21 protein-coding genes and 1 riboswitch are annotated in these 23,060 nt (G+C 54.9%); of the genes, 9 read left to right on the plus strand and 12 right to left on the minus strand.

The window, feature by feature from the left end; translation table 11 throughout:
* Positions 1-26: 26 nt before the first annotated feature.
* The 3 genes from AC2IBB_RS04970 (at position 27) to AC2IBB_RS04980 (ending at position 2,671) form a co-directional block, all read left to right on the plus strand.
* Positions 27-842, plus strand: coding sequence for a hypothetical protein (locus tag AC2IBB_RS04970; protein WP_486331800.1), 816 nt, complete (start codon positions 27-29; stop codon positions 840-842).
* Between the two features lie 52 nt (positions 843-894).
* The gene (gene cysZ, locus AC2IBB_RS04975) at positions 895-1,680 is read left to right on the plus strand and encodes a sulfate transporter CysZ (protein ID WP_486331801.1); all 786 of its coding nucleotides are present in this window, start codon (positions 895-897) and stop codon (positions 1,678-1,680) included.
* A 115-nt stretch (positions 1,681-1,795) separates the two neighbouring features.
* On the plus strand, positions 1,796-2,671 hold the full coding sequence (locus AC2IBB_RS04980) for a response regulator (protein WP_486331802.1): 876 nt from the start codon (positions 1,796-1,798) through the stop codon (positions 2,669-2,671).
* 6 nt (positions 2,672-2,677) lie between these two features.
* Here AC2IBB_RS04980 and phoR read toward each other — a convergent pair whose 3' ends face one another.
* The 5 genes from phoR to AC2IBB_RS05005 all read right to left on the minus strand — a co-directional run bounded on the left by phoR (position 2,678) and on the right by AC2IBB_RS05005 (position 8,576).
* Positions 2,678-4,006 carry a phosphate regulon sensor histidine kinase PhoR gene (gene phoR / locus AC2IBB_RS04985; protein ID WP_486331803.1) on the minus strand — a complete coding sequence of 443 codons (1,329 nt, stop codon included), beginning with the start codon at positions 4,004-4,006 and terminating at the stop codon, positions 2,678-2,680.
* A 57-nt stretch (positions 4,007-4,063) separates the two neighbouring features.
* Positions 4,064-4,756, minus strand: a complete 693-nt coding sequence (phoB, locus tag AC2IBB_RS04990) for a phosphate regulon transcriptional regulator PhoB (RefSeq protein ID WP_011394745.1) — start codon at positions 4,754-4,756, stop codon at positions 4,064-4,066.
* 138 nt (positions 4,757-4,894) lie between these two features.
* The gene (gene ubiA / locus AC2IBB_RS04995; protein ID WP_486331804.1) at positions 4,895-5,797 is read right to left on the minus strand and encodes a 4-hydroxybenzoate octaprenyltransferase; all 903 of its coding nucleotides are present in this window, start codon (positions 5,795-5,797) and stop codon (positions 4,895-4,897) included.
* A 49-nt stretch (positions 5,798-5,846) separates the two neighbouring features.
* On the minus strand, positions 5,847-7,820 hold the full coding sequence (locus AC2IBB_RS05000) for a monovalent cation:proton antiporter family protein (RefSeq protein WP_486331805.1): 1,974 nt from the start codon (positions 7,818-7,820) through the stop codon (positions 5,847-5,849).
* Between the two features lie 198 nt (positions 7,821-8,018).
* Positions 8,019-8,576 (minus strand): hypoxanthine-guanine phosphoribosyltransferase, encoded by a 558-nt coding sequence (locus tag AC2IBB_RS05005; RefSeq protein WP_486331806.1) that lies wholly within the window; start codon positions 8,574-8,576, stop codon positions 8,019-8,021.
* Positions 8,577-8,810: 234 nt separating this feature from the next.
* Between AC2IBB_RS05005 and rd the strand changes: the two genes are divergently transcribed.
* Together rd and AC2IBB_RS05015 are read left to right on the plus strand one after the other, a co-directional pair.
* Positions 8,811-8,978: a rubredoxin gene (gene rd, locus AC2IBB_RS05010; protein WP_486331807.1), complete on the plus strand. Its 168-nt coding sequence runs from the start codon at positions 8,811-8,813 to the stop codon at positions 8,976-8,978.
* A gap of 51 nt (positions 8,979-9,029) precedes the next feature.
* Positions 9,030-10,190: an NAD(P)/FAD-dependent oxidoreductase gene (locus AC2IBB_RS05015; protein ID WP_486331808.1), complete on the plus strand. Its 1,161-nt coding sequence runs from the start codon at positions 9,030-9,032 to the stop codon at positions 10,188-10,190.
* 17 nt (positions 10,191-10,207) lie between these two features.
* On the opposite strand, the gene rimK is transcribed toward AC2IBB_RS05015, so the two are convergent.
* From rimK to AC2IBB_RS05030, 3 genes are all read right to left on the minus strand, one after another.
* Positions 10,208-11,119, minus strand: coding sequence for a 30S ribosomal protein S6--L-glutamate ligase (rimK, locus tag AC2IBB_RS05020; RefSeq protein ID WP_127968342.1), 912 nt, complete (start codon positions 11,117-11,119; stop codon positions 10,208-10,210).
* Between the two features lie 22 nt (positions 11,120-11,141).
* A complete protein-coding gene (locus AC2IBB_RS05025; RefSeq protein ID WP_486331809.1) occupies positions 11,142-12,626 on the minus strand; it encodes an OmpA family protein in 1,485 nt (494 codons plus the stop codon).
* A gap of 248 nt (positions 12,627-12,874) precedes the next feature.
* A complete protein-coding gene (locus tag AC2IBB_RS05030) occupies positions 12,875-13,111 on the minus strand; it encodes a cysteine-rich CWC family protein (RefSeq protein WP_486331810.1) in 237 nt (78 codons plus the stop codon).
* Between the two features lie 248 nt (positions 13,112-13,359).
* On the opposite strand from AC2IBB_RS05030, the gene tesB reads away from it, so the two are divergent.
* Both tesB and AC2IBB_RS05040 read left to right on the plus strand, forming a co-directional pair.
* A complete protein-coding gene (gene tesB / locus AC2IBB_RS05035) occupies positions 13,360-14,223 on the plus strand; it encodes an acyl-CoA thioesterase II (protein WP_486331811.1) in 864 nt (287 codons plus the stop codon).
* A gap of 116 nt (positions 14,224-14,339) precedes the next feature.
* Positions 14,340-15,338, plus strand: a complete 999-nt coding sequence (locus tag AC2IBB_RS05040) for an MBL fold metallo-hydrolase (protein WP_486331812.1) — start codon at positions 14,340-14,342, stop codon at positions 15,336-15,338.
* 5 nt (positions 15,339-15,343) lie between these two features.
* Here the strand turns inward: AC2IBB_RS05040 and AC2IBB_RS05045 are convergent, their stop codons facing one another.
* Together AC2IBB_RS05045 and AC2IBB_RS05050 are read right to left on the minus strand one after the other, a co-directional pair.
* Positions 15,344-17,962, minus strand: coding sequence for an EAL domain-containing protein (locus tag AC2IBB_RS05045; RefSeq protein WP_486331813.1), 2,619 nt, complete (start codon positions 17,960-17,962; stop codon positions 15,344-15,346).
* A gap of 198 nt (positions 17,963-18,160) precedes the next feature.
* Entirely contained in the window at positions 18,161-18,610 is a 450-nt protein-coding gene (locus tag AC2IBB_RS05050) for a flavodoxin (RefSeq protein WP_486331814.1), read from the minus strand.
* Between the two features lie 162 nt (positions 18,611-18,772).
* Here AC2IBB_RS05050 and AC2IBB_RS05055 point away from each other — a divergent pair, with 162 nt between their 5' ends.
* The gene (locus AC2IBB_RS05055; protein ID WP_486331815.1) at positions 18,773-19,228 is read left to right on the plus strand and encodes an EVE domain-containing protein; all 456 of its coding nucleotides are present in this window, start codon (positions 18,773-18,775) and stop codon (positions 19,226-19,228) included.
* Between the two features lie 5 nt (positions 19,229-19,233).
* Here the strand turns inward: AC2IBB_RS05055 and AC2IBB_RS05060 are convergent, their stop codons facing one another.
* Both AC2IBB_RS05060 and AC2IBB_RS05065 read right to left on the minus strand, forming a co-directional pair.
* A complete protein-coding gene (locus AC2IBB_RS05060; protein ID WP_486331816.1) occupies positions 19,234-20,337 on the minus strand; it encodes a GGDEF domain-containing protein in 1,104 nt (367 codons plus the stop codon).
* Positions 20,338-20,507: 170 nt separating this feature from the next.
* Positions 20,508-20,867, minus strand: coding sequence for a hypothetical protein (locus AC2IBB_RS05065; protein WP_486331817.1), 360 nt, complete (start codon positions 20,865-20,867; stop codon positions 20,508-20,510).
* Positions 20,868-21,105: 238 nt separating this feature from the next.
* Positions 21,106-21,197: riboswitch (SAM-I-IV-variant riboswitch) on the minus strand.
* A gap of 171 nt (positions 21,198-21,368) precedes the next feature.
* Here AC2IBB_RS05065 and AC2IBB_RS05070 point away from each other — a divergent pair.
* The gene (locus tag AC2IBB_RS05070) at positions 21,369-22,937 is read left to right on the plus strand and encodes an inorganic phosphate transporter (RefSeq protein WP_486331818.1); all 1,569 of its coding nucleotides are present in this window, start codon (positions 21,369-21,371) and stop codon (positions 22,935-22,937) included.
* Positions 22,938-23,060 lie beyond the last annotated feature (123 nt).

A 23,060-nucleotide genomic window follows, 5' to 3' on the forward strand; every position in this document is an offset into this window, starting at 1 on the left:
CGAAGGCGCTTCCTGGGCAGCAAAACATGAAATTATATCTGTACGCCGACAAGCTGAGCATTACCATCTTGAGAGAGGGCAAACTGCCTTTGCGAGGGCTGGCCAGTTTGCATGATCCGTTTTTATTTTCAGAGTTGCCTCTGGCGAAGGCTTCAGTCAGGGAAATCACTCAAGCGGAGTTCATGGCGGAAGTAAAGCGGCAATACGAGGCGTTACCCGAGGAGCTTAGCAGTCTGGTCACGTTTGATTACTATCTGCAGCAAGCCAGACGCAAGCGTAAAGAGATCGAAGCCATCCTGCTGCAGGGGGCGGGCGGCGAACCATTGTTTCTCAGTCCTCGCTTTTTGCAATCTCTGGGTGTGCTCAGTTTGTACGAGTCCTTTGAAAGCCTCGCCTTATGGCGATTTCAGGGGGATCGTCATCGTGGCGTGGCATTGGCGATCGACGTGGATAAGGCGGCTCTGACGGAAGGACATTATCTCGATAATCCGCAAACATTCAAAAAGCTTGAATACGTAGACGAAAGACCGCAAACCGGAGCGTTTGGGTTCAGCCCATTGTTTCAGCGGTCTCCTGAATTCGCTGGGGAAGGCGAGTGGCGTTTGTTGCGTCCGCTGGATACCGGGCAGAAGCAAATACAATGGGATGGTGAGCTGTTGTCCCTTTGCAAGTTTCCCTCCACGGCTATATCTGCGATCATGTTCGGCTGCGCCGTGGACCCTGAACTTCGAGATGCGTTGACGCAATTGATTCAGGTGGATATGCGCTACCGTCAGTTGCAGACATTTCAAATGAAGATGAGCGCGTCCCGGTTTCGCTTGAGCGCGGAGCCCATAAATTGAGTCCAGCGGCGACTCTCACTAATTATTTGTATGAGGCAGAAAGGAAAAGAGCGTGAAATTATTCGCTAAAGGTTTCAACGACCTGCTGGAAGGGTTTCGCCTGATTCAGCATCCCAAACTGCGGGTCTTCGTTGTTATTCCATTGATTATCAATATATTGGTGTTTGTTGGCTTCATCTGGGGCATGGGCGCCTATTTCTCCGGCTGGGTGGACGCCATGGTCAACTGGCTTCCAGACTGGCTGTCATTCTTGCGCTGGCTGGTATGGTTGGTGTTCGCGATACTGGTTGGCGTATTGGTGTTTTATACCTTTGTGTTTGTCGCCACTCTGGTGGGCGCTCCGTTCTACGGGCTGCTGGCGGAACAGACGCAGAAGTTGCTGACAGGCAAAGAGGTGGATGAGGATACTCCCTGGAAGCAAGTGATCAAGAATATTCCCGCCAGTGTTTGGCGTGAGGTCAAAAAGTTTCTTTATTACTTGCCTCGCGCTTTAGGTCTATTTGTAGTTACATTTGTGCTCAGTTTTATTCCCCTGGTAAACCTATTGTCGCCGGTGCTCTGGGCGGTATTCTCTTCCTGGATTATGGCGCTGGAGTTTGTGGACTATCCTGCGGACAACAATAAGCGCAAGATCGACGACGTTATTCGCTTCATGCGCGAGCGTCGTAGTCGGACGCTTGGATTCGGCCTGGGCGTTTGGGGCAGCACTCTGATTCCTATTGTGAATCTGGTGTCCATGCAGGCGGCGGTCGCTGGCGGCGTTAAATTCTGGCTGGAAGAACATGGCCAGTTGCCGAAGTCGAATCCTACCTCTGGCTCTGGTGTGACGGTCAGGTAATCCCGTTGCGGCGGCGCGAATGCCGCGCCGCCGCTTAAGTACTGAATAAAGTGGGAAATTTGTCAGACAGTGCTAGCCTTATAGTTATGTGATTAACGGAAAGTGTAGCTCTGACATGGCTTTAAAGGTGTTGGTGGTTGATGACGCGAGTTTCGTTCGCGATATGGTGAAGCGGGCGATGCGCACCTATTTTCCTCAAGTGACGGTAGAAGAAGCCATCAACGGGAAAAAAGCGCAGATCCTGATGAATAAGACGCACTATGACCTCATCCTGTGCGACTGGGAAATGCCTGAAATGTCGGGGCTGGAATTGCTACAGTGGGCGCGGGGTCAAGATGCCTACAAGAAGACGCCTTTTGTCATGGTTACCAGCCGTGGAGACAGGGGGCATGTCGTGGAAGCGGTGCAGAGCGGCGTTTCCGATTATCTGGGAAAACCCTTCAGTCCTGAAATGCTGGCGCAGAAGGTCAATAAACAGTTGGCCGCCAAGCTTAAACGCGCCGCCGGTGAAAAAACTTCTTCCGCCCGACCGGGCGCTGATTCCGCCTCCGTATTGATGCAGGCGTCCGACAGCGCCAAACAAACCTCAGCGCCAGCCGTGACGCCTGGTCCTTTTGCTGATAGCGCAGCCTTGTTGACTGGGGGAACCTCTTCTCCGAAAAAGTCTGCGCCAGCGGTCTCAGGCAAGAAGGCCCTGGCGCAGATTCGTTTTGCTGAGTTCAACCTGCCCTGCGTGATTAAAGCTATTACCCTGACGGAAGTGAAAGTGATCGCCAAGCGAGGACAACGTTTTCCGATGATTCTTGATCCGGCGGTGGTGGACATAGAGGTCGACGATGGCGAGACCCTTGAGCGGATCAACGGCTATGTGCACATGCTTCAGGCCGTGGAGAAACGGGTGGATACGGACTTTATCAGTATCGTTATCCGTTTTGTGGATGAAGACCCGGATAAGATGGCGTCCTTATCCAAGTTTATCGCTAAATTCTAAGCTTATTTAATCCCTCACTTCTTCGGCTTCCGCTAACGCTTCCGCAGACGCCATGCGGGCGCGTGGGAAGTGGCAGGTAAAAGTGCTTCCTGCGCCGATATGGCTGGTGATTTCCAGTTCCCCATCGTGATTGATCAAGACGTGTTTGACGATAGCAAGGCCCAGGCCGGTGCCCCCCGTGTCTGCGGCCCGTGAAGGGTCGGCCCGGTAAAAGCGCTCCGTCAGCCTGGGGATGTGCAGGGGATCGATGCCAATGCCGCTGTCTCTGACGGCGAAATGCACGCCTTTCTTATCTTCGAACCAGCGCACCCGGATTTCCCCATTGGCGGGGGTATATTTCACTGCATTCATGACGATGTTGGAGAAGGCGCTGTGCAACTGCGTTTCGTTACCGGTCAGTCCGGCGGCGCTTTCCAGGTTTAATTCTATCCGGTGGCCTTTTTCCTGGCTGAGCGCTCGGGCGTCGCTGCAGATGGCGCGCAGCATGCTGTCTATATCCACCAGTGTGGCTTTGAAATTTGAGCCGTCATTTTCTATACGGGACAGAAGCAATAAATCATTAACCAGCGCCTCCATTCGCTGCGCCTGTTGCTGCATTTGGTTCATGGCGCGATTCCAGCGCGGCGGTAAATCGTCAGCATTGTCGATGAGGGTTTCCAAATAACCGGAAATAACCGTTAATGGCGTACGCAGCTCATGAGAAACGTTAGAGACGAAGTCCCGCCGCATTTCTTCCAGGCGATACAGACGGGTGACATCCTGAACCAGCAATAAGCGATCATCTTCACCAAACAAAGTGATGTGAAACTGTAACTTCAGGTTGGGGTTATTCGGGGCGTTGAGGATCAGCGGTTCCTGATACTTTTTGGAGGCGAAATAGCGTTTAAAAATCGGTGTGCGGATCAGGTTATAGATGAGTTGGCCACGATCAGTGGGGTATTTGAACCCGAGCAGCTTTTCTGCGGACTGGTTCCACCAGTCCATTGCGCCTTCGCTGTTAGTCATGACGACGGCGTCTTTGAGTGCGTTGGTGGATTCCTGTATGCGGTCAATCATCGCTTGCAGCCGGTCACGGGAGCGGTAGTGCTGCACCTGTAGACGATGAATGCCGTCAAACAAGTCCCCCCAGAGACCGCGACTCTCGGGTGGGTCTTCCATTTTCGTCTGATACAGCCAGCGATGCATCCGAAACGCCTGTGTGAGTGTCCATCCCAGATACGCGGTAAGACCAAACACCAGCGCCCAGGCTACCGAGCCTATGACAAGTCCGACAACGATGCAGCCCAGCAAACTGTAAACCAGTAGCCGCGCATAATGACGCCAGTGATTGCGCATGCGTTTTGATGAATACTTCTTTTGGAATTATTTATTATTTAAGACAGGTCGCTGCGCTTATGGCGCTCGTGTCGAAAAGCGATACCCCGTCCCACGCACGGTTTGAACCAAATGATGATGGCTGGGCTCCAGCGCTTTGCGTAAGCGTCGAATATGCACGTCCACCGTGCGCTCTTCCACATAGACGTTGCCGCCCCATACCTGGTCCAAAAGCTGTCCGCGAGTATACACCCGTTCTTGATGCGTCATAAAGAACTGCAGGAGCTTGTACTCTGTGGGGCCCATGTTGAGCGCATCGCCTTTGGCGGTGACGCGGTGACATACTGGGTCCAGTCGCAGCCCCTCGACTTCAATGGGCGTTTCCATACCCTGTACGGCGGTGCGTCGCAGCACAGCTTTCAGGCGGGCGACCAGCTCTCTTGGAGAGAATGGCTTGGTGATGTAGTCGTCGGCGCCCACTTCCAAGCCCTGGACTTTGTTGTCCTCTTCGGTTTTAGCGGTGAGCATGATGAGTGGGATTTCCGAGGTGTTTTGGTCACGCTTGAGTCTGCGTGCGAATTCAATGCCGCTGACGCCGGGCAACATCCAGTCCAACAGTATGAGGTCCGGTTTCTGATCAATGATCAACGCATGCGCTTCCCGCGCGTCTCCTGCCTCCAGATAGTCATAGTCGGCCATTTCCAGAGCGACTGCGATCATTTCCCGGATGGCGGGCTCATCGTCCACAATGAGAACTTGTTTGCTTGCCATGCAAAACACCTTTTTGAATACTCGATTGCCGAATTATTACAACGGCGTTTTGTTACAAGTATATGACAGGCGCTTAATAAATGTGATGGAAATGGGGCCGGCCTGTGATGGCCGGACAAAAGGCATGACGTAGCCTAGTCAGGGGCGGAAGATGAATTCCAGCGCCAGACCAAGAAAAACGACGGCGCCGACCCAGTGATTGTTGAGAAAGGCTTTGAAGCAGTGTTGAGATTCGCGGTCGCGAATCAGGTGTTGTTGATACACGAACAAGACGGCGGCGACGATCAGCGAAACCTGATAATAGACGCCCAGTTCATACTGTGCGCCAACCATAAACAGCATGCCCAGGGTCAATACTTGCAGTCCCGCCACGGCGGCGCGGTCGGCTTCACCGAACAGGATCGCCGTGGATTTGACGCCAATCTTGAGGTCGTCTTCCCGGTCCGCCATGCCGTACATGGTGTCATAGGCGACGGTCCAAACCACTGTCGCAGTGTACAAAAGCCACGCCTGTTGCGGCACGGCGTCCAACTCTGCAGCGAATGCCATGGGGATGCCCCAAGCGAAAGCGGCGCCAAGTACGACCTGGGGCAGGTAAGTGTGTCGTTTCATGAAAGGGTACGTAGAAGCCAGCGCCAGTGCGCCAGCGGAAAGATAGATCGTCAGGGCGTTGGTGAAAAGCACCAGAATAAATGAAATGCCGACCAATACGCCGAACAGTGTAAGCGCTTCTTTTTCCGTCACCCTGTCTTGGGCGAATGGACGGCCCTTGGTGCGCTCTACGTGCATGTCTATGCGGCGATCAGCGTAATCGTTGATCACACAGCCGGCTGAACGCATCAACAAAACACCTAATATGAAAATGAACAGGTTCTTGATGGAGGGCGCGCCCTCTGAGGCCAGCCATAGCGCCCACAGGGTAGGCCAAAGCAGCAAATAGGTTCCGATAGGGCGGTTCAGTCGCGTGAGGTCAATGTAGACCGGCAATTTCGCCTTGAACTGCTCCGCCAGGGAAGGAGCTGGACGCCCTTGGGATTTCATAACCAGACAGAATCCTGTTTTAGTGTGTGGATTGATATCGCGTTCAAGCTCAGCCGCCCAGCAATCTGTTTTCCGCCTGTTCAACCTGATCCGCCGAGCCATGCAGAATCAGTGTGTCGCCGGGTTGCAGGATAAACTCGCCAGTGGGGTCGAAGAACTCCTCTTCGCCGCGACGGATGCTGTCGATATTGCAGGCCGCCAGCTTCATTTGCGCCAGTGAGCGATGGCAGCCGTAGGCGCCGTCAGGCAGCGTCAGTGCATGCAGTTTTTCCAGTGGCGTCCCGTCAGCGCCGACCAACTGGGAGTTAATGCCTGGGTAGTAGCCATGCAGCATTTTATAGCGGCTGCGGCGGACTTCTTCGATCTGGCGATGAATTTTCCTTGCCGGCGCGCCCATAAGGGTAAGCACTTGGGTGACCAACATCAAGCTGGCCTCCAGCGTCTCCGGCACGATCTCCGTGGCGCCGGCTTCTTGCAACAGCGTCATCTTGGAGTCGTCCGCCGTGCGCACCAGAATCGGCACTTGAGAACCGGTTGAGCGCACCTTGCGAATGACCGCCAGACTTTTGTCCACATCTGCGTAAGTGATGATAATCAGGCGAGCTCTTTCCAGGCCAAGGGCTTTGAGAATGTCCAGACGCTCGGAATCGCCAAAATGAACTGGCTCGCCTGCGGCGGCGGCTTCTTTTACCCGCACCGGATCTTTGTCCACGGCGGTCATGGGCATGGCGCTGCGGCGCATGAACCGGGCGACCGTCTGGCCAACGCGGCCGAATCCGCAAACGATGGCGTGACCTTCCAACTCCGAGCAGGCGACAGTCAGCGCTTCGACACGGGTCTGCGCCATGCCCTGGCCTTTATCGGAGGGAAAGCGGGTGCTGAGGTGACGTGCGAGGCTCATCAGCCCGGGAGTCAAGGTAATGCTGAGAATGACAGTGGTAATGACTACCGCGCCGGCTTGTTTGGAGATGAGTTGAAACTTTTCTCCCAACGCAAACAGGGCGAATCCGAACTCGCCGCCCTGAGCCAGGTAAAGTCCGGTTTTCAACGCTACCGCCCTGTCTTTCTGGTGACGATACGCCAGCACTCCGATCAGCGTGGCTTTCGCCGCCAGAAGCATCGCGGTGATGAGAAGTATCCAAGGCCAGTTCGCGACGACTTCTCCGAAGTCGACGATCATGCCGACGCTGATGAAAAACAGGCCGAGCAACAGGTCGCGAAAAGGACGGATATCCGCTTCAATCTGATGTTTATAGTGAGTTTCGGACAGCATCATGCCCGCGATGAACGCGCCCAGGGCCATAGACAGACCGAAGCTGTGCGTCAACGCCGCGGCCAATAACGACACCATCAACACGGTCAGTACAAACAGCTCTTCTGAATGAGATTTGGCGACTTCCGAAAAAATGAACGGCAACAGATACTTGCCGATCGCCAGCATCAGCGCGAACAAGAGCGCGCCTTTACCCAGGGTGATGGCCAGAGCGGCGGCCAGTGAACTATCCGACCCGCCGGCCAGAAACGGCACCAGAATCAAAAAGATAACTGCAGCCAGATCCTGAAACAGCAGCACTCCCATCGACATCACGCCGTGGGGCTGACCCAGTTCGTTACGCTGCACCAGCTCTTTGCTGACTACTGCTGTGGAGGATAACGCTAATGCGCCGGCGATAATGATGGCCTCCTCGGTGCTGGCCTGGAACAGCCGGGCGATGCCGAAAATCACCAAACTGCTTACCGCCACTTGCCAGCCGCCCAGGTTGAACACTACCTTGCGCAAAGCAATCATCTTGGCCAGAGAGAATTCCAGCCCGAGGGAGAACAGCAGAAACACCACGCCGAACTCCGCCAGCACTTGGATTGTCTCTACGTCGTCCACCCAGCCCAGGGCTGTGGGACCAACGCCGAGGCCTACCGCAAGGTAAGCCAGGACAGAGGGAACGTTCATACGCCGGAACAGCGACGATACGACGACCGCCGCTGTAATCAGCACCAGAAACTGACTCAGATTAGCTTCATGCATAATAGGTAAGGAACCAGCATCGCCTGTTAGTAAATTATTATTCAGGCAGACAAATAGCTTCCTTCTACATGTCTGCAACGACAGGGCTGCCCATGTCAGGTCCTGTCTCCCGCGGCTCGCCGTCGCCTCCATGCGCCTCTTTATTAATGTGCCAATACCATTGGCATATTAATCATTTGGAGCCCGAGCGGGCAGGGTTTAGAGGCCTTTTACAGCGTAGATTCCCGGAGCGTTGCGCCAGTAGCCTTTGTAATCCATGCCATAGCCGAAAATGTAGCGGTCCGCGACTTCCAGACCAGTGAAATCACACTTCTGGCCGGGGTAGACTTTACGCTCATGCTGTTTGTCCACCAGTACGGCGGTATAGACTTTTTCCGGCTGCTTGCCGTCGCAGTAATCGCAGATGGCGTGTAAAGTGGTTCCTTCATCAAGGATGTCGTCGAGAATCAGGATAGTGCGCCCTTCCAGGTTTTCCACGGGCTCTACTTTCCATTTCAGGCCGCCGCCGCTGGTCTGATTATTATAGCGAGTCGCGTGAATGTAACTGACTTCCAGAGGAAAGCGCAGCTTGGGCAGCAGTTTGCCAGCGAATACGACGCCGCCGGTCATCACGCAATACACCAGAGGGTTGCTGTCTTTCAGTTGCGCCGTGATTTCCTGCGCCAGACGATCAATCGCCTGATCTACCTGCGCTTCGTCAAATAAGCAGTCTGCTTCCTGAAATACCTGCTGCATGTTTTCCATACTATGGGACATTGGAATTACCTGAGAGTTACCGTTGTAATGATGAATTTTCTAATAATTTAATATGTTACAGGATTTATTGGCGACGTCAGCGTCTCAACAAAGCCCAGTATAACGATTTAGCCCCGGAATGACTTGATCAATGCCGGCCGGAACCTTATAAATGCACACACTGTGAATCAGGCGTTTTACCATAAATAAGAAGCTCTTTGCGGCTTTTTTGACAAAATTGAATAGGATACTGTGATGCGTAAATGGCAATGTGTAGTGTGCGGATACATTTATGATGAGGCGGAAGGCTGGCCCGAAGACGGTATCGCTCCCGGAACGCGCTGGGAAGATGTGCCGGAAGATTGGATTTGCCCAGACTGTGGCGTTGGCAAAGAAGACTTTGAAATGATTCAGGTTGGCTAATTCCCTCGCCAAGTCGCTCAATTTTCTACTGAAAACTTAAAAGGATACGTCATGCCGGATATTGCGCCCATCGTCATTATCGGAACCGGTCTCGCTGGCTACACGCTTGCTCGTGAGTTCCGCAAACTCAATAAGGACGCGCCGGTGCTGATGCTGACGGCGGACGACGGTCATTCTTACTCCAAACCCATGCTCTCCACCGGCTTCGCCAAGGCCAAAACCGCAGACCAGCTCTCCATGGCCGATCCCGGCAAGATGGCCGAGCAATTGAATATTGAAGTGCGTACTTTCGCCACAGTGACGGCCTTGGACCCGGAGGAACGCCGCCTGTTTATCGGCGAAGAGGCCTTGACGTACAGTAAGCTGGTGTTGGCCTGGGGCGCGGATCTCATTCAGCTGAACATTCCCGGCTCTGGCGCAGGCAAGGTGTTTGCGGTCAATGATCTAATGGACTACCGTCGTATCCGGGACGCGTTGCATGGCAAGAAGAGGGTGGCGATTCTCGGCGCAGGTCTGATTGGTTGTGAGTTTGCTAACGATCTGTTGCAAGGCGGCTATGAAGTCGAGTTGATTGCGCCTTCTGATACTGCCTTGCCAGGGATGCTGCCGAAAGCGGCAGGTGATGCCGTAGTGAAAGGCCTGCAAGGGCAAGGTGCGGTATTTCATCTGGGGCAGGTGGCGACAGCGGTTGAAGATGTTGGCGATGGCGTGGAGCTGACGCTGGATAACGGCGTCAAAGTACGGGTGGATATTGTACTCTCCGCCGTCGGGTTGCGGCCGCGGACGGCGCTTGCCAAGCACGCAGGCATTCAAGTTAAGCGCGGTGTCGTCGTGGATCGGGAAATGCGCACCAGCGCTGCGGATATTTACGCCTTGGGCGACTGTGCGGAAGTGGACGGCCATGTGCTTTTGTATGTGTTGCCGTTGATGGCCTGCGCCAAAGCGCTGGCGAAAAGTCTGGCCGGCGAGCCGACCCAAGTCAGTTACGGGGTGATGCCGGTAGTGGTGAAAACCCCCGCATGTCCGGTAGTCGTAGCCCCTCCGCCTGTAGGTGCGGATGGGGATTGGCAGGTAGAGCAGTCTGGAGATTGTGACGTGAAAGCCCTGTTTGTTAATGCTGACGGCGGGCTGGAAGGATTTGCCTTAACTGGGGCCTATGTGATGGAAAAACAAAAGCTGGCCCAGCAATTGGACCCCATTCATCGCGATTGAATGGGGCCTTGTTCGTCTCAGCCCTGTCCTTTGGTGCGGGTGCTGGATTTATTTTCCTGAATCTTCTTCTCGATAAAGGCGTAAATCAAACCGGCGATATCCTTGCCGGTTGCGTTCTCTATGCCTTCCAGACCCGGTGAAGAGTTAACCTCCATGACCAAGGGGCCGTGGTTGGAGCGCAGCAAGTCGACCCCAGCCACGTTCAAACCCATGACGCGGGCGGCTCTTACCGCAGTAGAGCGCTCTTCCGGAGTAATCTTGATCACGGACGCCTGGCCGCCCCGGTGCAGGTTGGAGCGAAATTCGCCCGGTTGCGCCTGTCTTTTCATGGCGGCGACGACTTTATCGCCAACCACGAAGCAACGAATATCGGCGCCGCCGGCTTCCTTAATGAACTCTTGCACCAGAATGTTGGCTTTCAGGCCCATGAAGGCTTCGATAACGCTCTCTGCGGCTTTGCGGGTTTCCGCCAGCACCACGCCAATGCCTTGCGTGCCTTCCAGCAACTTGATGACCAGCGGTGCGCCGCCGACCATGGAGATCAGGTCGCGAATGTCGTCAGGGGAGTGGGCGAATCCGGTGACCGGCATGCCCACGCCTTTGCGTGAGAGCAACTGCAATGAGCGCAATTTGTCGCGGGCGCGTGAGATGGCCACGGACTCATTCAGCGGAAATACTCCCATCATTTCGAACTGGCGCAATACCGCCGTGCCGTAGAAAGTGATGGATGCGCCGATCCGGGGAATGATGGCGTCAAACCCTTCCAGCACCTGACCCTGGTAATGGATGGTGGGTTTGTGGGTCGCCATGTTCATGTAACAACGCAGTGTGTCGATTACATGCACCTCATGCCCCCTTTTTTCACCTGCCTCCTTCAAACGGGAGGTGGAATAAAGAGAAGGATTGCGCGACAAAATGGCTATTTTCATAAGTTACCAAGGAAATATTGAACTAAGGTAGATTGGCGTCGTTGATAATCAGCACTTCAACTCTGCGATTAGCCGCGCGCCCTTCTTTGGTGTCATTGTTCGCCACCGGACGGGATGCTCCGAAGCCTTCTGCTTCTATCCGACTGGAATCTATGCTGCCGACATTGGCGAGGAACTTGGCGACGTTGCTGGCGCGCTTCTCAGAAAGAGACTGGTTCAGGGCCCGATCGCCGCGGTTGTCAGTATGACCGGAAATGCGAATTTTGCAATTGGGGAAGGCTTCAATTGCGTCGATGATTTTGTTCAGCAGGGTCACGTTGTCCCGCTGCACTTCGCTGGAGCCGGAGGCGAATTTGAAGCCATGCGCGCGGATCAGGACATTGGCGTTCTGCCGGTAAACGTCGGCTTCCGTCAGGGTAAACAGCTCTTGTACAAACTCAAAGCGGCGTTGAATCTCTTCGTTGGCGCGTTTGGCCGCATCGGTTTCCAACTGGACGGCTAACAGCTTCTGCTCCATTTCCTGCTTCATTGTTTCCAGACTGGCGGCGCTTTGGACCTCGCGGACTTCCGCCTCCGTCAAAGCATGACGCAGAGTCAGCTTTTCCTGCTGTAGTCGGTTCAGGGCTTCGTTGATGGACTCTTTGACCTGCGCCGGCCCTTTCTCGAAAGGAATTTCAGGAACGACAGGCTGCACGGCCTCGGCCAGTCTGGCTTCGTGCCATAGTAAAATATCTTCCAGGCTGGCGTCTTTGGTGTCGAAGTCTGCGGCCTGAGTGGCGATGGCGCGGGCGTGTTCCACTTGAGTCAGGGCGTTGTTGGCGTGGCGGCGGGCTTTTTCCTGCTGGGTGCGGTCATTTTCCAGGGTGGACAGGGCCAGCAGCATTTCCTCTTCCGCTACCCGCAGGGTTTTGGGGGCGCGGTCGTCGATATCCTCTTTACGCGCCTGCTCGATCGCCTTACGGGCTTTGCCTGTCACGTCCAGTTTCAGTGAGCGCAGTTCGATATCCCGGTATACGCCTGCGAGGGCGGTCTGGGCTTTGCTGTTGTCGGCGCCGGGTTGTTTCTCCAGTTGCGCGGCGATATCGCGCAGCTGCTTGTCGGCGGAAGCGAACTCGTCTCCGAGCAGCTCATCTCCGCTCACGGCTATCGCCGCCTGACGGGCGTTCTCTATGGCTTGCAGTTTGCCGCGGGCGGCGTCCGCCTGCTTTTCCGCCTGGGCGGCGTAAGTCAGGCCTGCCTGGGCTTTAGCGGCGGCGACGGTGGGTTTGCTGCGGGAAAGGTCCAGCGCTTCATTGTAGGCTTCCACGGCTTTTCCATAAGCGTCCGGCGCATACAGGTGCACATCGTTGTCACGCGCGGTTTCCATTTGGGCGTATAGCTGCTTCGCCTCATCCAGAGAAACGGCGGCGGGCTCCTGCTTTAACACGGGAGTGCTGCTGCAGGCTGCAATCGCCAGGGCCAGGGAGGAGGCGGTGAAGAGACGGTATAGCTTTTTGGAAATAAACATTATTCGGTAGTCCGTGTTTGATTTGAGGCGGCGACAAGGCCGGATGCAGAGTCTATCTGTCTTCCCCAGTTGAACTTTTCTTATCTCGTTCAGTTGTACGTTATTTGGCTGGCATACTAGCTCAAAATGGCGCCGGGCCAAAGTTTACCAAACCTGGATTATCATTATATTCAGAATCATTGATTGGTCACGGAGGGAGCAAGGCTCACAGCCATTGTGGAATGCGCAGCAAGCGCGATCCAATGGGGTCAGTCTGCGGCGTCCGCGTCGCGTTGTTTGGCTTGCAGGCGTTCGTTCAAACAGCTTCTGCAGTAACACTTGGCGCCTTCCGTGAACAGCTCGGAAGTCAGCCCCGAAGACGGGAGAGAGAAGCACCAGCAAGTGGATTTGCCTTTCTCCAGGTCGCATTGAGCCGGACGTCCGCAGCCCGGACATGCGTGCGAATAAGCGGGGTCGGGAAAGGCGATATTGACGGCGTTTTTCATTTTGCCGGTCTCCGGAAGCTGTAGTATTGATCGTTAGCCAGCCCGATAGCTGCGGGCTGCTTTTTATACTTAGACGTCTTCCAAGTCAATAACAGGGCGGGCGGCCCACGCTTAAGTCAGCAGCAGGGCGACCTGTTTTAGGTTAGGGTCATTTGAAGCCTGATGCAAGCCGTCTCGGAAAGCGGGTTGATTTACTGCTGGCCGGCGGTCAGTTAAAGTTTTATGACCTACTCAAACAGGAATGCGAGATGAACGATGTAGTCCAGAAATTGTTGGATTTGTTGCAGTTGCGCGCGCTTGACGATTACCTGTTTCAGGGCTCAAGCGAAGACCTGGGATTTAAGAATGTGTTTGGCGGTCAGGTGGTCGGTCAGGCGCTGATGGCGGCCTATCGTACTGTCGACGAGACGCGGATCGCTCATAGCCTGCACGCTTATTTTTTGCGCGCCGGCGATCCGGATCATGACATTATTTATGAGGTGACGCCGATACGTGACGGTCGCTCGTTCAGCGCCAGACGTGTCGCCGCGCGGCAGCACGGTAAGGAAATACTCACTCTCACCGCCTCGTTTCAGACGCCGGAACAGGGGTTTGAACATCAAGAGCCGATGGTCGATGTGGCGGCGCCGGAAGGCGTTGCTTCGGAACTGGAGATGCGTCGTCGTTTCAAGGATCTGATTCCGGAGAGTCGCCGTGAGCAGCTGACTCGTGAACGCCCGATAGAAATCCGTCCGTTGAATCCGGTCAATCCATTGAATCCAGAGAAGCAGGAGCCGAAAAAGTACAATTGGTTTCGGGCAGTGCGCGATATGCCTGAGGGCGCGCGCTGGCATCAATGCGTACTGGCTTATGCATCTGACTTCGGTTTGTTGGGAACCAGTCTGCATCCCCATGGCGTCTCTTTTTTCCAGCGAGGCATGCAGGTGGCGAGCCTGGATCATGCTGTCTGGTTCCATCGCGACTTTCGCGTGGATGACTGGTTGCTGTATGCGATGGACAGCCCCAGCGCCTCTCATGGTCGCGGCTTTAACCGTGGGCTGATCTATGACCGTTCAGGTCGACTGGTGGCGTCAACCGCGCAGGAAGCGCTGATTCGTCGACGCACGGATTGAGTCATTAAGCTACTAGTTTGAGCCATTAAGCTACTAAGTGTGCTTTATTCGTAACAATAAACGCCTCTGGAGAGCTCGGGGGCGGAAGATTTCCAATATCACTGAGAGACTGGCGCATGACCAAAATACTGGACCTGGATGTTCCCCACGCATACCGCAATCGTCCCCACCATGTAGGCGGTCGCTTCCGGTCGCCGCCAGGAGGGCATCACGATGGCCGACATTCTTCCGAAATGGCGAAAGTCCTTTGGGAGCTGTTCCGTCATGGCAATGACTCGGTGCGAGCCACCCACGATCACTGTCTGCGCCGTGATGCGGCGGTGGCGGAATTGGCGGCGGCGCAGGCGGAGCAAAGCCTGACCTGGCTGGGGCAGTCCTGTTTTTATCTGCGTTTGGGAGATCTGGCCATACTGACGGACCCGTTTCTGGGCGAGCGGGCCTCGCCTCTGCAGTTCAGCGGTCCCAAGCGTCTGGTGGCGTCGCCGCTGCAGATTGAAGACCTGCATATAGATGTCATCGTGATGTCTCATAACCATTATGATCACTTCGACGCACCGACTTTGGCGAAGGTGAAAAACAAAGAGAACGTGCAGGTGGTCACTACTTTGGGATTACGCCCGGATTTTATCCGGTTGGGATATCGCAAGATTATTGAGCTGGACTGGTACCAGAGCTGTCGTATCCAGGGCGTGTGTTATACCGCGTTGCCGGCATATCACTTTTCCGGGCGCTCCCTCTGGGATGCGGACCAGACATTGTGGGCCAGCTTCGCGATAGAAGGTGGGGGAGTTAAGTGTTTTTTCGCTGGCGATACCGGGTATGGCGATGAGTTTAAGCATATTGGCGAGCTGACCGGGCCCTATGATATCGCCCTTGTGCCGATCGGGGCCTATGCGCCGCGGGAGGTGTTCGCGGGGGTGCACGCCAGCCCGGAAGAAGCGATTTCAATGGGCAAGGACCTGAAGGCGGCGCGATTAGTGGGGATGCACTGGGGCACAGTGCGGCTGACCACGGAGCCGTTTTGGGAGCCGCGGGACCGCTTTCTGGCTCCTGGCTCAGGGCCGCAAAGGCAGGTCATGAAAATCGGTGAAACTCGTCTGGTGTCTGCGCTGTAATCCCCTCAGCCGGACTTGGCGCGTACGTCCCGTTCCGCCGCCCGCTCCTGAGCATGGGCGGCGTAGGTGCGCAACCATTCAATAGCGAATTCCCAGGGCATCGGTCGGGCCAGCCAATAGCCCTGGATATAGCGGCAATGCATGGAGCGCAGCAGGTTGAGCGACTCGACATCCTCCACACCTTCGGCGATGGCTTCGTAGCCGAGCCCGTGGGACATTTCGATGGCGGTGCGAGCGACGATGTCGGCGTCCGGGGCGCTGGCGAGATCGGTGACCAGCGAACGGTCAATTTTCACCTTATGCAAGGGCAGTTTCTTAATATAAGACAGGGATGAGTAACCCACGCCAAAGTCATCCAGCGCAATCAGCACGCCAAACGCTCTGAGGGCCTGCAGCGCACAGAGCGCCCCTTCGGGATCGCGCATTAACGCAGTTTCTGTGAGCTCCAGCGTCAACCGCGAGGAGGGAACGCTGGCGCTATCCAGTAATTGTTGCACTTTCTCGATAAAGCTGTCGCTTTCCAGATCCACCATGGAAATATTCACGGCAATGCCGATGTCATCGTAGCCAGCCTCGCTTAATTCGTGTAAACGGGCCAGAGCCTGTTTGATCACCCAAAGCGTGAGTTTGGTGATATGGCCGGCCTGCTCCGCTAACGGAATGAACTCATCGGGGAAGACCGGCCCGAAGTCGTCATGAGTCCAGCGGATCAAAGCCTCGAATCCCGTGATGACATCGGCGTTAATATCCAGTTGCGGCTGGAAGTGCAGACTGAGTCTGTTGGCGTCTATAGCCTTATCCAGTTCAGCCAGTAAGGTAAGGCGGCGCTCGCTGTAGGGGTTGTACTGGGACTGGTAAATCGCCGCACAGCCTTTGCTGTGGTGAGTAGCGTCCAAGGCGATGCGGGCCAGTCTCAGCAGACCTTCCGCGTTGTCGGTATGGGTGGGGTACGCGGCCAAACCGAAACGGGGATCAAGGTCCAGTGACAGGTAACCAAACTGAATGCGCCGCCCCAGGAAATTGGAAAGCGCCTGCACCTCGTGATCCGCCTCGCTGTCACGGCGCCGCTCCAGCAACATCGCCAATGTGATTTCATCCAGCGACGCCACATAGAGTGGCCCCTGTACGGACTGTTCTATGGCGATCACGCCATCCAGCGTTTCAATGAACTCGTTGAGCTGGTGGGCGATCTGATACATCAACTGGCGCGCGTTCTCATTGCCCAGGGTGCGGTCAATGTCGCGATAACGCTGCAGGCTGATCAAACAGGCCATAAAGGGGGACTCGGGCCGGGCGCTGATTCGGTCTGTGATGAAACGCTCCAGATAGGCGCGGCTGGGCAACTCCGTGACATGACTGTGCGTTGCTTCGTATAGGCGGCGCTGCTCCAGTAATTGCAGTTCCTGCTGCTCTTCGATGATTTGTTCCTGGGCCTTGAGGCGCTCGTTTCGCTCGACATAGATACGCTCCACAATGGCGACTGACAGCAGCACGGCTTCTGCCGCAGAACCAATTTCGAAGCCGTAGGCGGTCAGCAGGTTATGCGGAACAACACCGAGGACCAGCAACAGGGTTAAACTGGCGCCCAGCTCCAGCATCAGCCAGGCGCAGGTAAACAGGCGGGCGGAGCGCACGCCTTTCCACCAAAGGTAAGGGCCGATAATAACGAGGATCAGATCGGTGATTAGCACCAGCGCAGTGGAGACGCCCTTTGACAGGTGCGGCGGCGCTGCGAATACGCCGACGATAGAGGCGGCGCCTGCGATGCTGATGCCGATCAGCAGATAATTCAGGCGTGGGGCTTTGACAGGCAGTTTCAGAAAACGCCGGGAAAATTCCGCGGCTGACAGGGCGATCAACGGCACGGAGATCAAAATGGTGAAGTTCTGCAACTGTGGCGCGCCAGGCCAGAGAAACTGGAACGTACGGCCTTGCAGCGTCGCCTGCACTAACAGGATCATCAAGGTAAAGATGACGTAGAACAGGTACATAGGCTCTCGAAGTGCGAGAAAAATAAACAGGTTGAATGTCACGACGAAGAGTAGAAATCCGTAATACAGGCCGTGGGTGAGGGCTTCCCGGTCATTGCGCAGGTAGAACGCGTCCTCCTTCCAGATCTCCAGCGGCAGGCTCAGGGAGCCTTCGCTTTGGATGCGGAAGATAAACTCATGAGACTCGCCTGGTTCGAGTTCTACCGGGTAGATATAAAGAGGATGCAGGGTTTCCCGTTGAGGGAAGGGGTAGTATTCGCCCGTTTGACTGCTCCGGGCGACTTCCCCATTGATCAGTTCTACGAATAAAACATCATCCAGATGAGGCGCTCTTACAACTAACAAGCGACGTTTCGGCTTGTCGGATGCGTTGGCGAGCGTGAACCGGAACCAGAAGCTGTCGTTGGTGTAACCGAAGTTGGCGTGGTTAGCGGCGATAATCTCCCAGGGACGGTCGGGATCGCCAAGCAGCGTCTCCAGGTTTACTTCTCCGGAGTTATCCCGCCAATAGGCGAGAGTCGGGATGGACTTATCCTCAGCGCTGATGTTGTTGAGCGGCGTGTCCGTTTCCCCCGGACAATGGGCGCTGAGAATGAGCAGGCACAGGAACAGAAACGCTTTGATATTGGGCATTGTTCTTCTGAGTTCAACAATTAGCGTCGTCCCACAATGGCGATAATGGGGCGAAGCGAAGGCGGCGGTTACAGTTTAAGATTAGGAAGGGATGGGCGTTCGCGCCAACCTTGGGCGTTTATTGCAGCGATAAAAGGCAGACCACTGAGAAGCAGTGGCCTGCGAGAAGCGGTTGGTAAACCGTGCGACGGGGGGGACTTACGGCAATTGCTGCGCCCACTCCAGCGCCCAAGTAATGGCCTCCGCCGCTGGATCAGCGGTTTCCATCGCGTCGATCTTGAGTCCGTCTCCGACTCTTACCGCCGCAAGCTCAGTCATGGCGTACTCCATTTGATCCCCCGCGCCGCAATAACTGTCGAAATAAGAGCTGTCGCCCAGAGTGATGAGGCCGAAAGGCTTGCCGACGATATTGGGGAACTCTGTGGTAAGCGCGGCATATAGGGGCGCAATGTTGTCAGGCAAGTCGCCGCTGCCGGTGGTTGAGGTACAGATCAAAGCGGCGGAGTCCGCTTCTGTTATGTCTTCGAGAGTGGGGTTTTGCGCCACCCGAACTTCATACCCTTTATCCGTCAGCGCCTTTTGCACCGCCTCAGCGGTTTCCAGTGCGGCGCCGTATACCGTGCCGACGCAGATAACAATCTTTTTCATACTCTTTTCCGGTTACTGGGACGATGTAATGTCCGATTAATTCAGTCAGGTATTGTAAGCGCCCACGTCAGGAATTTTAAGGGAGGATGGGGTTAGAATTTTTTTGTCTTTGCATTTATTGTTTAGCCCCGCCACCTTTCGGCTCAACAGGAGGAACAACTCATGGCGTATTGGCTGATGAAAACCGAACCCGACGCTTTCAGCATTGATGATCTGGCGAACTCCCCGGATGGCGTGTCAGGCTGGGATGGCGTGCGTAACTATCAAGCGCGTAATTTTATGCGTGACGAGATGAAAGAGGGCGATCAGGTGTTCATCTATCACAGCAGCTGCCCGGAACCTGGTGTGGCGGGCATCGCGGAAGTGTGCCGGGAGGCCTGGCCGGACCCCTCTTCTTTTGATCCGGAGTCGCCGTACTACGACCCGAAATCGACACAGGACAATCCGCGCTGGTGGTGTGTATCGGTGAAGTTTGTGCGTAAATTGAACCGCGTCGTCCCATTGGCGGAGATCAAGCTTAACCCGGCGTTGCAGGACATGGCCCTGGTCAAACGCAGCCGTCTCTCCGTGATGCCGGTGCAGCACCATGAGTGGGAAGCCATTCTGGCGATGCTTTGACGCGTTTAGACAGGCTCATCTTCACTGGCCTTTTGCACTACTAACGGGATCACCATATTGCGGCCTTTGATTTTCGCCTGATACAGGTTGACGTCCGCCTGCTTCAGTAGAGAGGCCAGATCTTTCGCCTGACTGATAGAACAAACGCCGCAGCTGATGGTGTAGCTGATCTCCTGATTCTTGTACTGCAACGGACTGGCGGCGATGTTCTTGCGCAGCCTTTCCGCCAGCGTCAGGGCCTGCACCAATGACGTATCCGGCAATTGAATGAGAAACTCTTCTCCGCCCCAGCGCGCCGCCATGTCCATTTTGCGGCAGGCGCCGACAAGTAGTTCTGAAATTTTCATCAGCACAAAATCGCCGGCGTCGTGACCGTAAGTGTCGTTGATCATCTTGAAGTGATCGATGTCCAGCAAAATGACGGAAAAGTGGCTGCCGTGACGTTTGTAGCGGAAATACTCTTTCTCAAGCTGCTGCTGCATATCGCGCCGGTTCGGCAATTGGGTCAGTTCATCAGTGCGCGCGGCTCTCTCGTATAGTCGCGCCATGTTGATCAGCTCCTGACGCGCCTTGCGCCGGGAGTGGTCCATAACGAAGGCGAAGATTGAGACGAAAGAGACTGTTGCGGCGAAGCGGAGCTGAAAATCCAGGCTGTAGACGGTGCGCACCCAGGGAAGTTCCGGGAAACGGAAGATGATGGCGATCAGGGCCACCATGATGATCAACATCCAGCTGCCAGTGCGCAGTCCCGCCACATAAAAGACGAAGGGCGGAAACACGTAAAACCAGAGGATGCCGGTATTGCTCTCGCCGCCGCCGGCGATGAGATACAGAAATAACAGGCCCACCAGCCATAGAAACAGGGTCTTGAACAGTTGCTGATTGCGCGTGCGGTTGTAGGAAATGACGTTCATCAGCATCAGCACGCAGAATAGAAATAATGCGGAAGCGTGCGCGGTATGGGACCACAGCCAGGACTTTACGCCAATAACGAAAGAGGTGAAGGACGCCGCATAAGACAGCGCTTTAATGACGCTGACGACCTTGGCTTCTTCATCGAGGACTGCGCTTAACAGATGAAAGTTGGTTTTGCGGTTACGCTCTGTCATGTTTTATTGTTATGGCCGCCTCTGCAAGTGACTGTTTCTATTATAGTCCACATATATTCGATAAATTGCCGACACTATCAGGTATTTCCCGCGACAATTGTTAAAAATTATTTCGGGAAGCGATGGCGGCGGTCGGCGGAACTCCGGAAAATCAGGCGTCGCCCGTCGGATTAACCTAACGGGCGGCGAAGGGTTTGCTCTGAACTGATGCCCGGCAACGACACGGCGGCCAGCCTGAAGCGGACGAAATCCAGCGCCTGCTGCGAGGAGGAAAATCGAAAGCTGGCGTAACGGCTGGCGCCGCGGCGATCCCGGAATTCTGCGTAAACCCAATAGCTGGTGTGGTTTCCCTGAGTCTTGCAACAGTATGAACCTTGCGCCATCCATACATACAGGGGACAAAGATGGACATAATGGCTGATTACCGCACCGGAAGTCAGAAGCTGTTCCAGGTTGGGCGGCGGAAGCTCGGGCTGATCCTGAAGCTCATGGGCCTCAGCTTGATCTGCTATTGAAGCGGTTAATGACATGTTCTTGGTTCTCCACGTTAATACTATCGATTAAAACGTGCGAGAACTGACGTGGGGCTTGCCTGTGAGTTGCCAGGATGGCCACATCTCAGAACCCGGAAACAGTTTTTTGGTTAAGTCATTCCCGCACGTGGGAGTTTTTCTAATGTCCATTGCCTAAAGAGGCGCAAACGATCGGGGCTTATTTACCGGTTGGTAACATGCCCTTGGTAATTCGTTTGGTAATCGACATTAATGACTTAAACAAAATGTTTCCTGAATTGGTTCTGGCACCACCTTGCCCAGGTCGGCAGGTTGGTGAGGACGTCAGTCCTTCTCTTGATGCACGAACTCGCCTAATGTATACAAAATAATCGGTTGAATCAATAACCTGGCGAGACGCAGATCAATCTTCCAGGATTTTCCCCGTTAATAGCCGTTATTTCCGCGATTTTGGACTATGTCCATAAGATGACTGTTTTGTTAAAGTTGCGCCTTCAAATTTACTGAGGGGAATATCTGATGGAGTTTCGCAACCTGGGCCAGTTGGAAGAAGCCGCCTCCAGTGGGCAGCAGGAACTGGCCCGCATTGGTATTGCGCTACTTTTTATTCTGGGCATCCTGATATACACCAACCTTCGGATCGGCGATCTTGAGGGAGGATACCTGCTTGTAGTCGCCGCTATGATCGGCGGTTATATGGCGCTGAATATTGGCGCCAACGACGTAGCCAACAATATGGGCCCCGCTGTGGGGTCGAAAGCGATCACGCTGCTGGGCGCGCTGGCGCTGGCGGCAATATTTGAAGCGCTGGGGGCGTTGGTCGCTGGGGGCAACGTTGTCAGCACTATCAAGAATGGCATTATCAACCCGGACTTCATTCAAGACTCCACCACTTTTATATGGCTTATGATGGCGGCGCTGCTGGCCGGGGCACTGTGGTTGAACGTAGCGACTTATTTGGGCGCGCCAGTATCCACCACCCATTCCATTGTTGGCGGCGTATTGGGCGCAGGCGTCGCAGCTGGCGGCTTTGGCGTTGCGAACTGGGGGCAAATGGGCGCTATCGTGGCCAGCTGGGTGATTTCGCCGGCAATGGGGGGCGTTATCGCGGCGGGAACCCTGTACTTCGTCAAGCGCTCTATGTTGTATGAAGATGACAAGTTGGGCGCGGCGCGGCGTTACGTTCCTATTCTGATTTCAATCATGGCTTGGGCGTTCATAACTTATCTGTTGCTCAAAGGCGCCAAGAATATTATCAAGCTGGATTTCATGACCGCCTTGCTGATAGGCCTGGGAGTCTCGGCGGCGTTGTACTTTGCGTTACTGCCGATGGTGGGGCGCGCTGCGCGGAAAATGGAAAACACCCGTGAAAGCGTCAACAAGCTGTTTACGGTTCCGTTGATCTTTGCTGCGGCGCTGTTGAGTTTCGCCCATGGCGCCAATGACGTGGCCAACGCTATTGGTCCGCTGGCGGCCATTAATGACGCCATTGTTAATCAAGGTATCGTGCAAAAGGCCTCTATTCCTTTATGGGTGATGATGGTCGGCGCTTTGGGCATCGCGATAGGATTGCTGTTATACGGGCCTAAGCTGATCAAGACGGTCGGCAATGAAATTACCGAGCTGGATAAAACGCGGGCATTCTGTATCGCCCTGGCTGCAGCGATCACGGTGATCGTGGCTTCTCAGCTGGGCTTGCCGGTCAGCTCCACGCACATTGCCGTTGGCGCGGTCTTTGGCGTTGGCTTCCTGCGGGAGTATCTGAAAGTGAATTACGCCAGCCAGTTGCACCTCATTCTGGAAGAGCATGCGGGTCTGGAGCGTGAGAAGCTGCAGAAATTCCTGAATAACTTCGAAAAAGCGTCCGTGGAAGATATGAAACAGATGCTGAAGCAGGCCAAGAAACATAAGGACGACGTGCCTCTCACCAAAGAAGAGCGCAAGCGCCTGAAAAATGTGTACCGGGAAGAGCTGGTCAAGCGTGCGAGCATCAAGAAGATTGTCGCCGCATGGGTGATTACGGTCCCTGTGTCCGCATTGCTGGCGGCCCTGTTGTATTTCATGATTCGCGGTATGCTGCTGCCCTAGGCGGCAGGCTTATGAAAGCCCGGCCTTCCCGAAGGAGCGCCGGGCTTTTTTATTTTGGCATACCGGAAAGTGGCGTTGAGCCGTCCTCTGAACTTAGCGTATATATGGCAGTAATCAGGACTG

It is taken from the genome of Hahella sp. NS-SX17 (assembly GCF_057367735.1).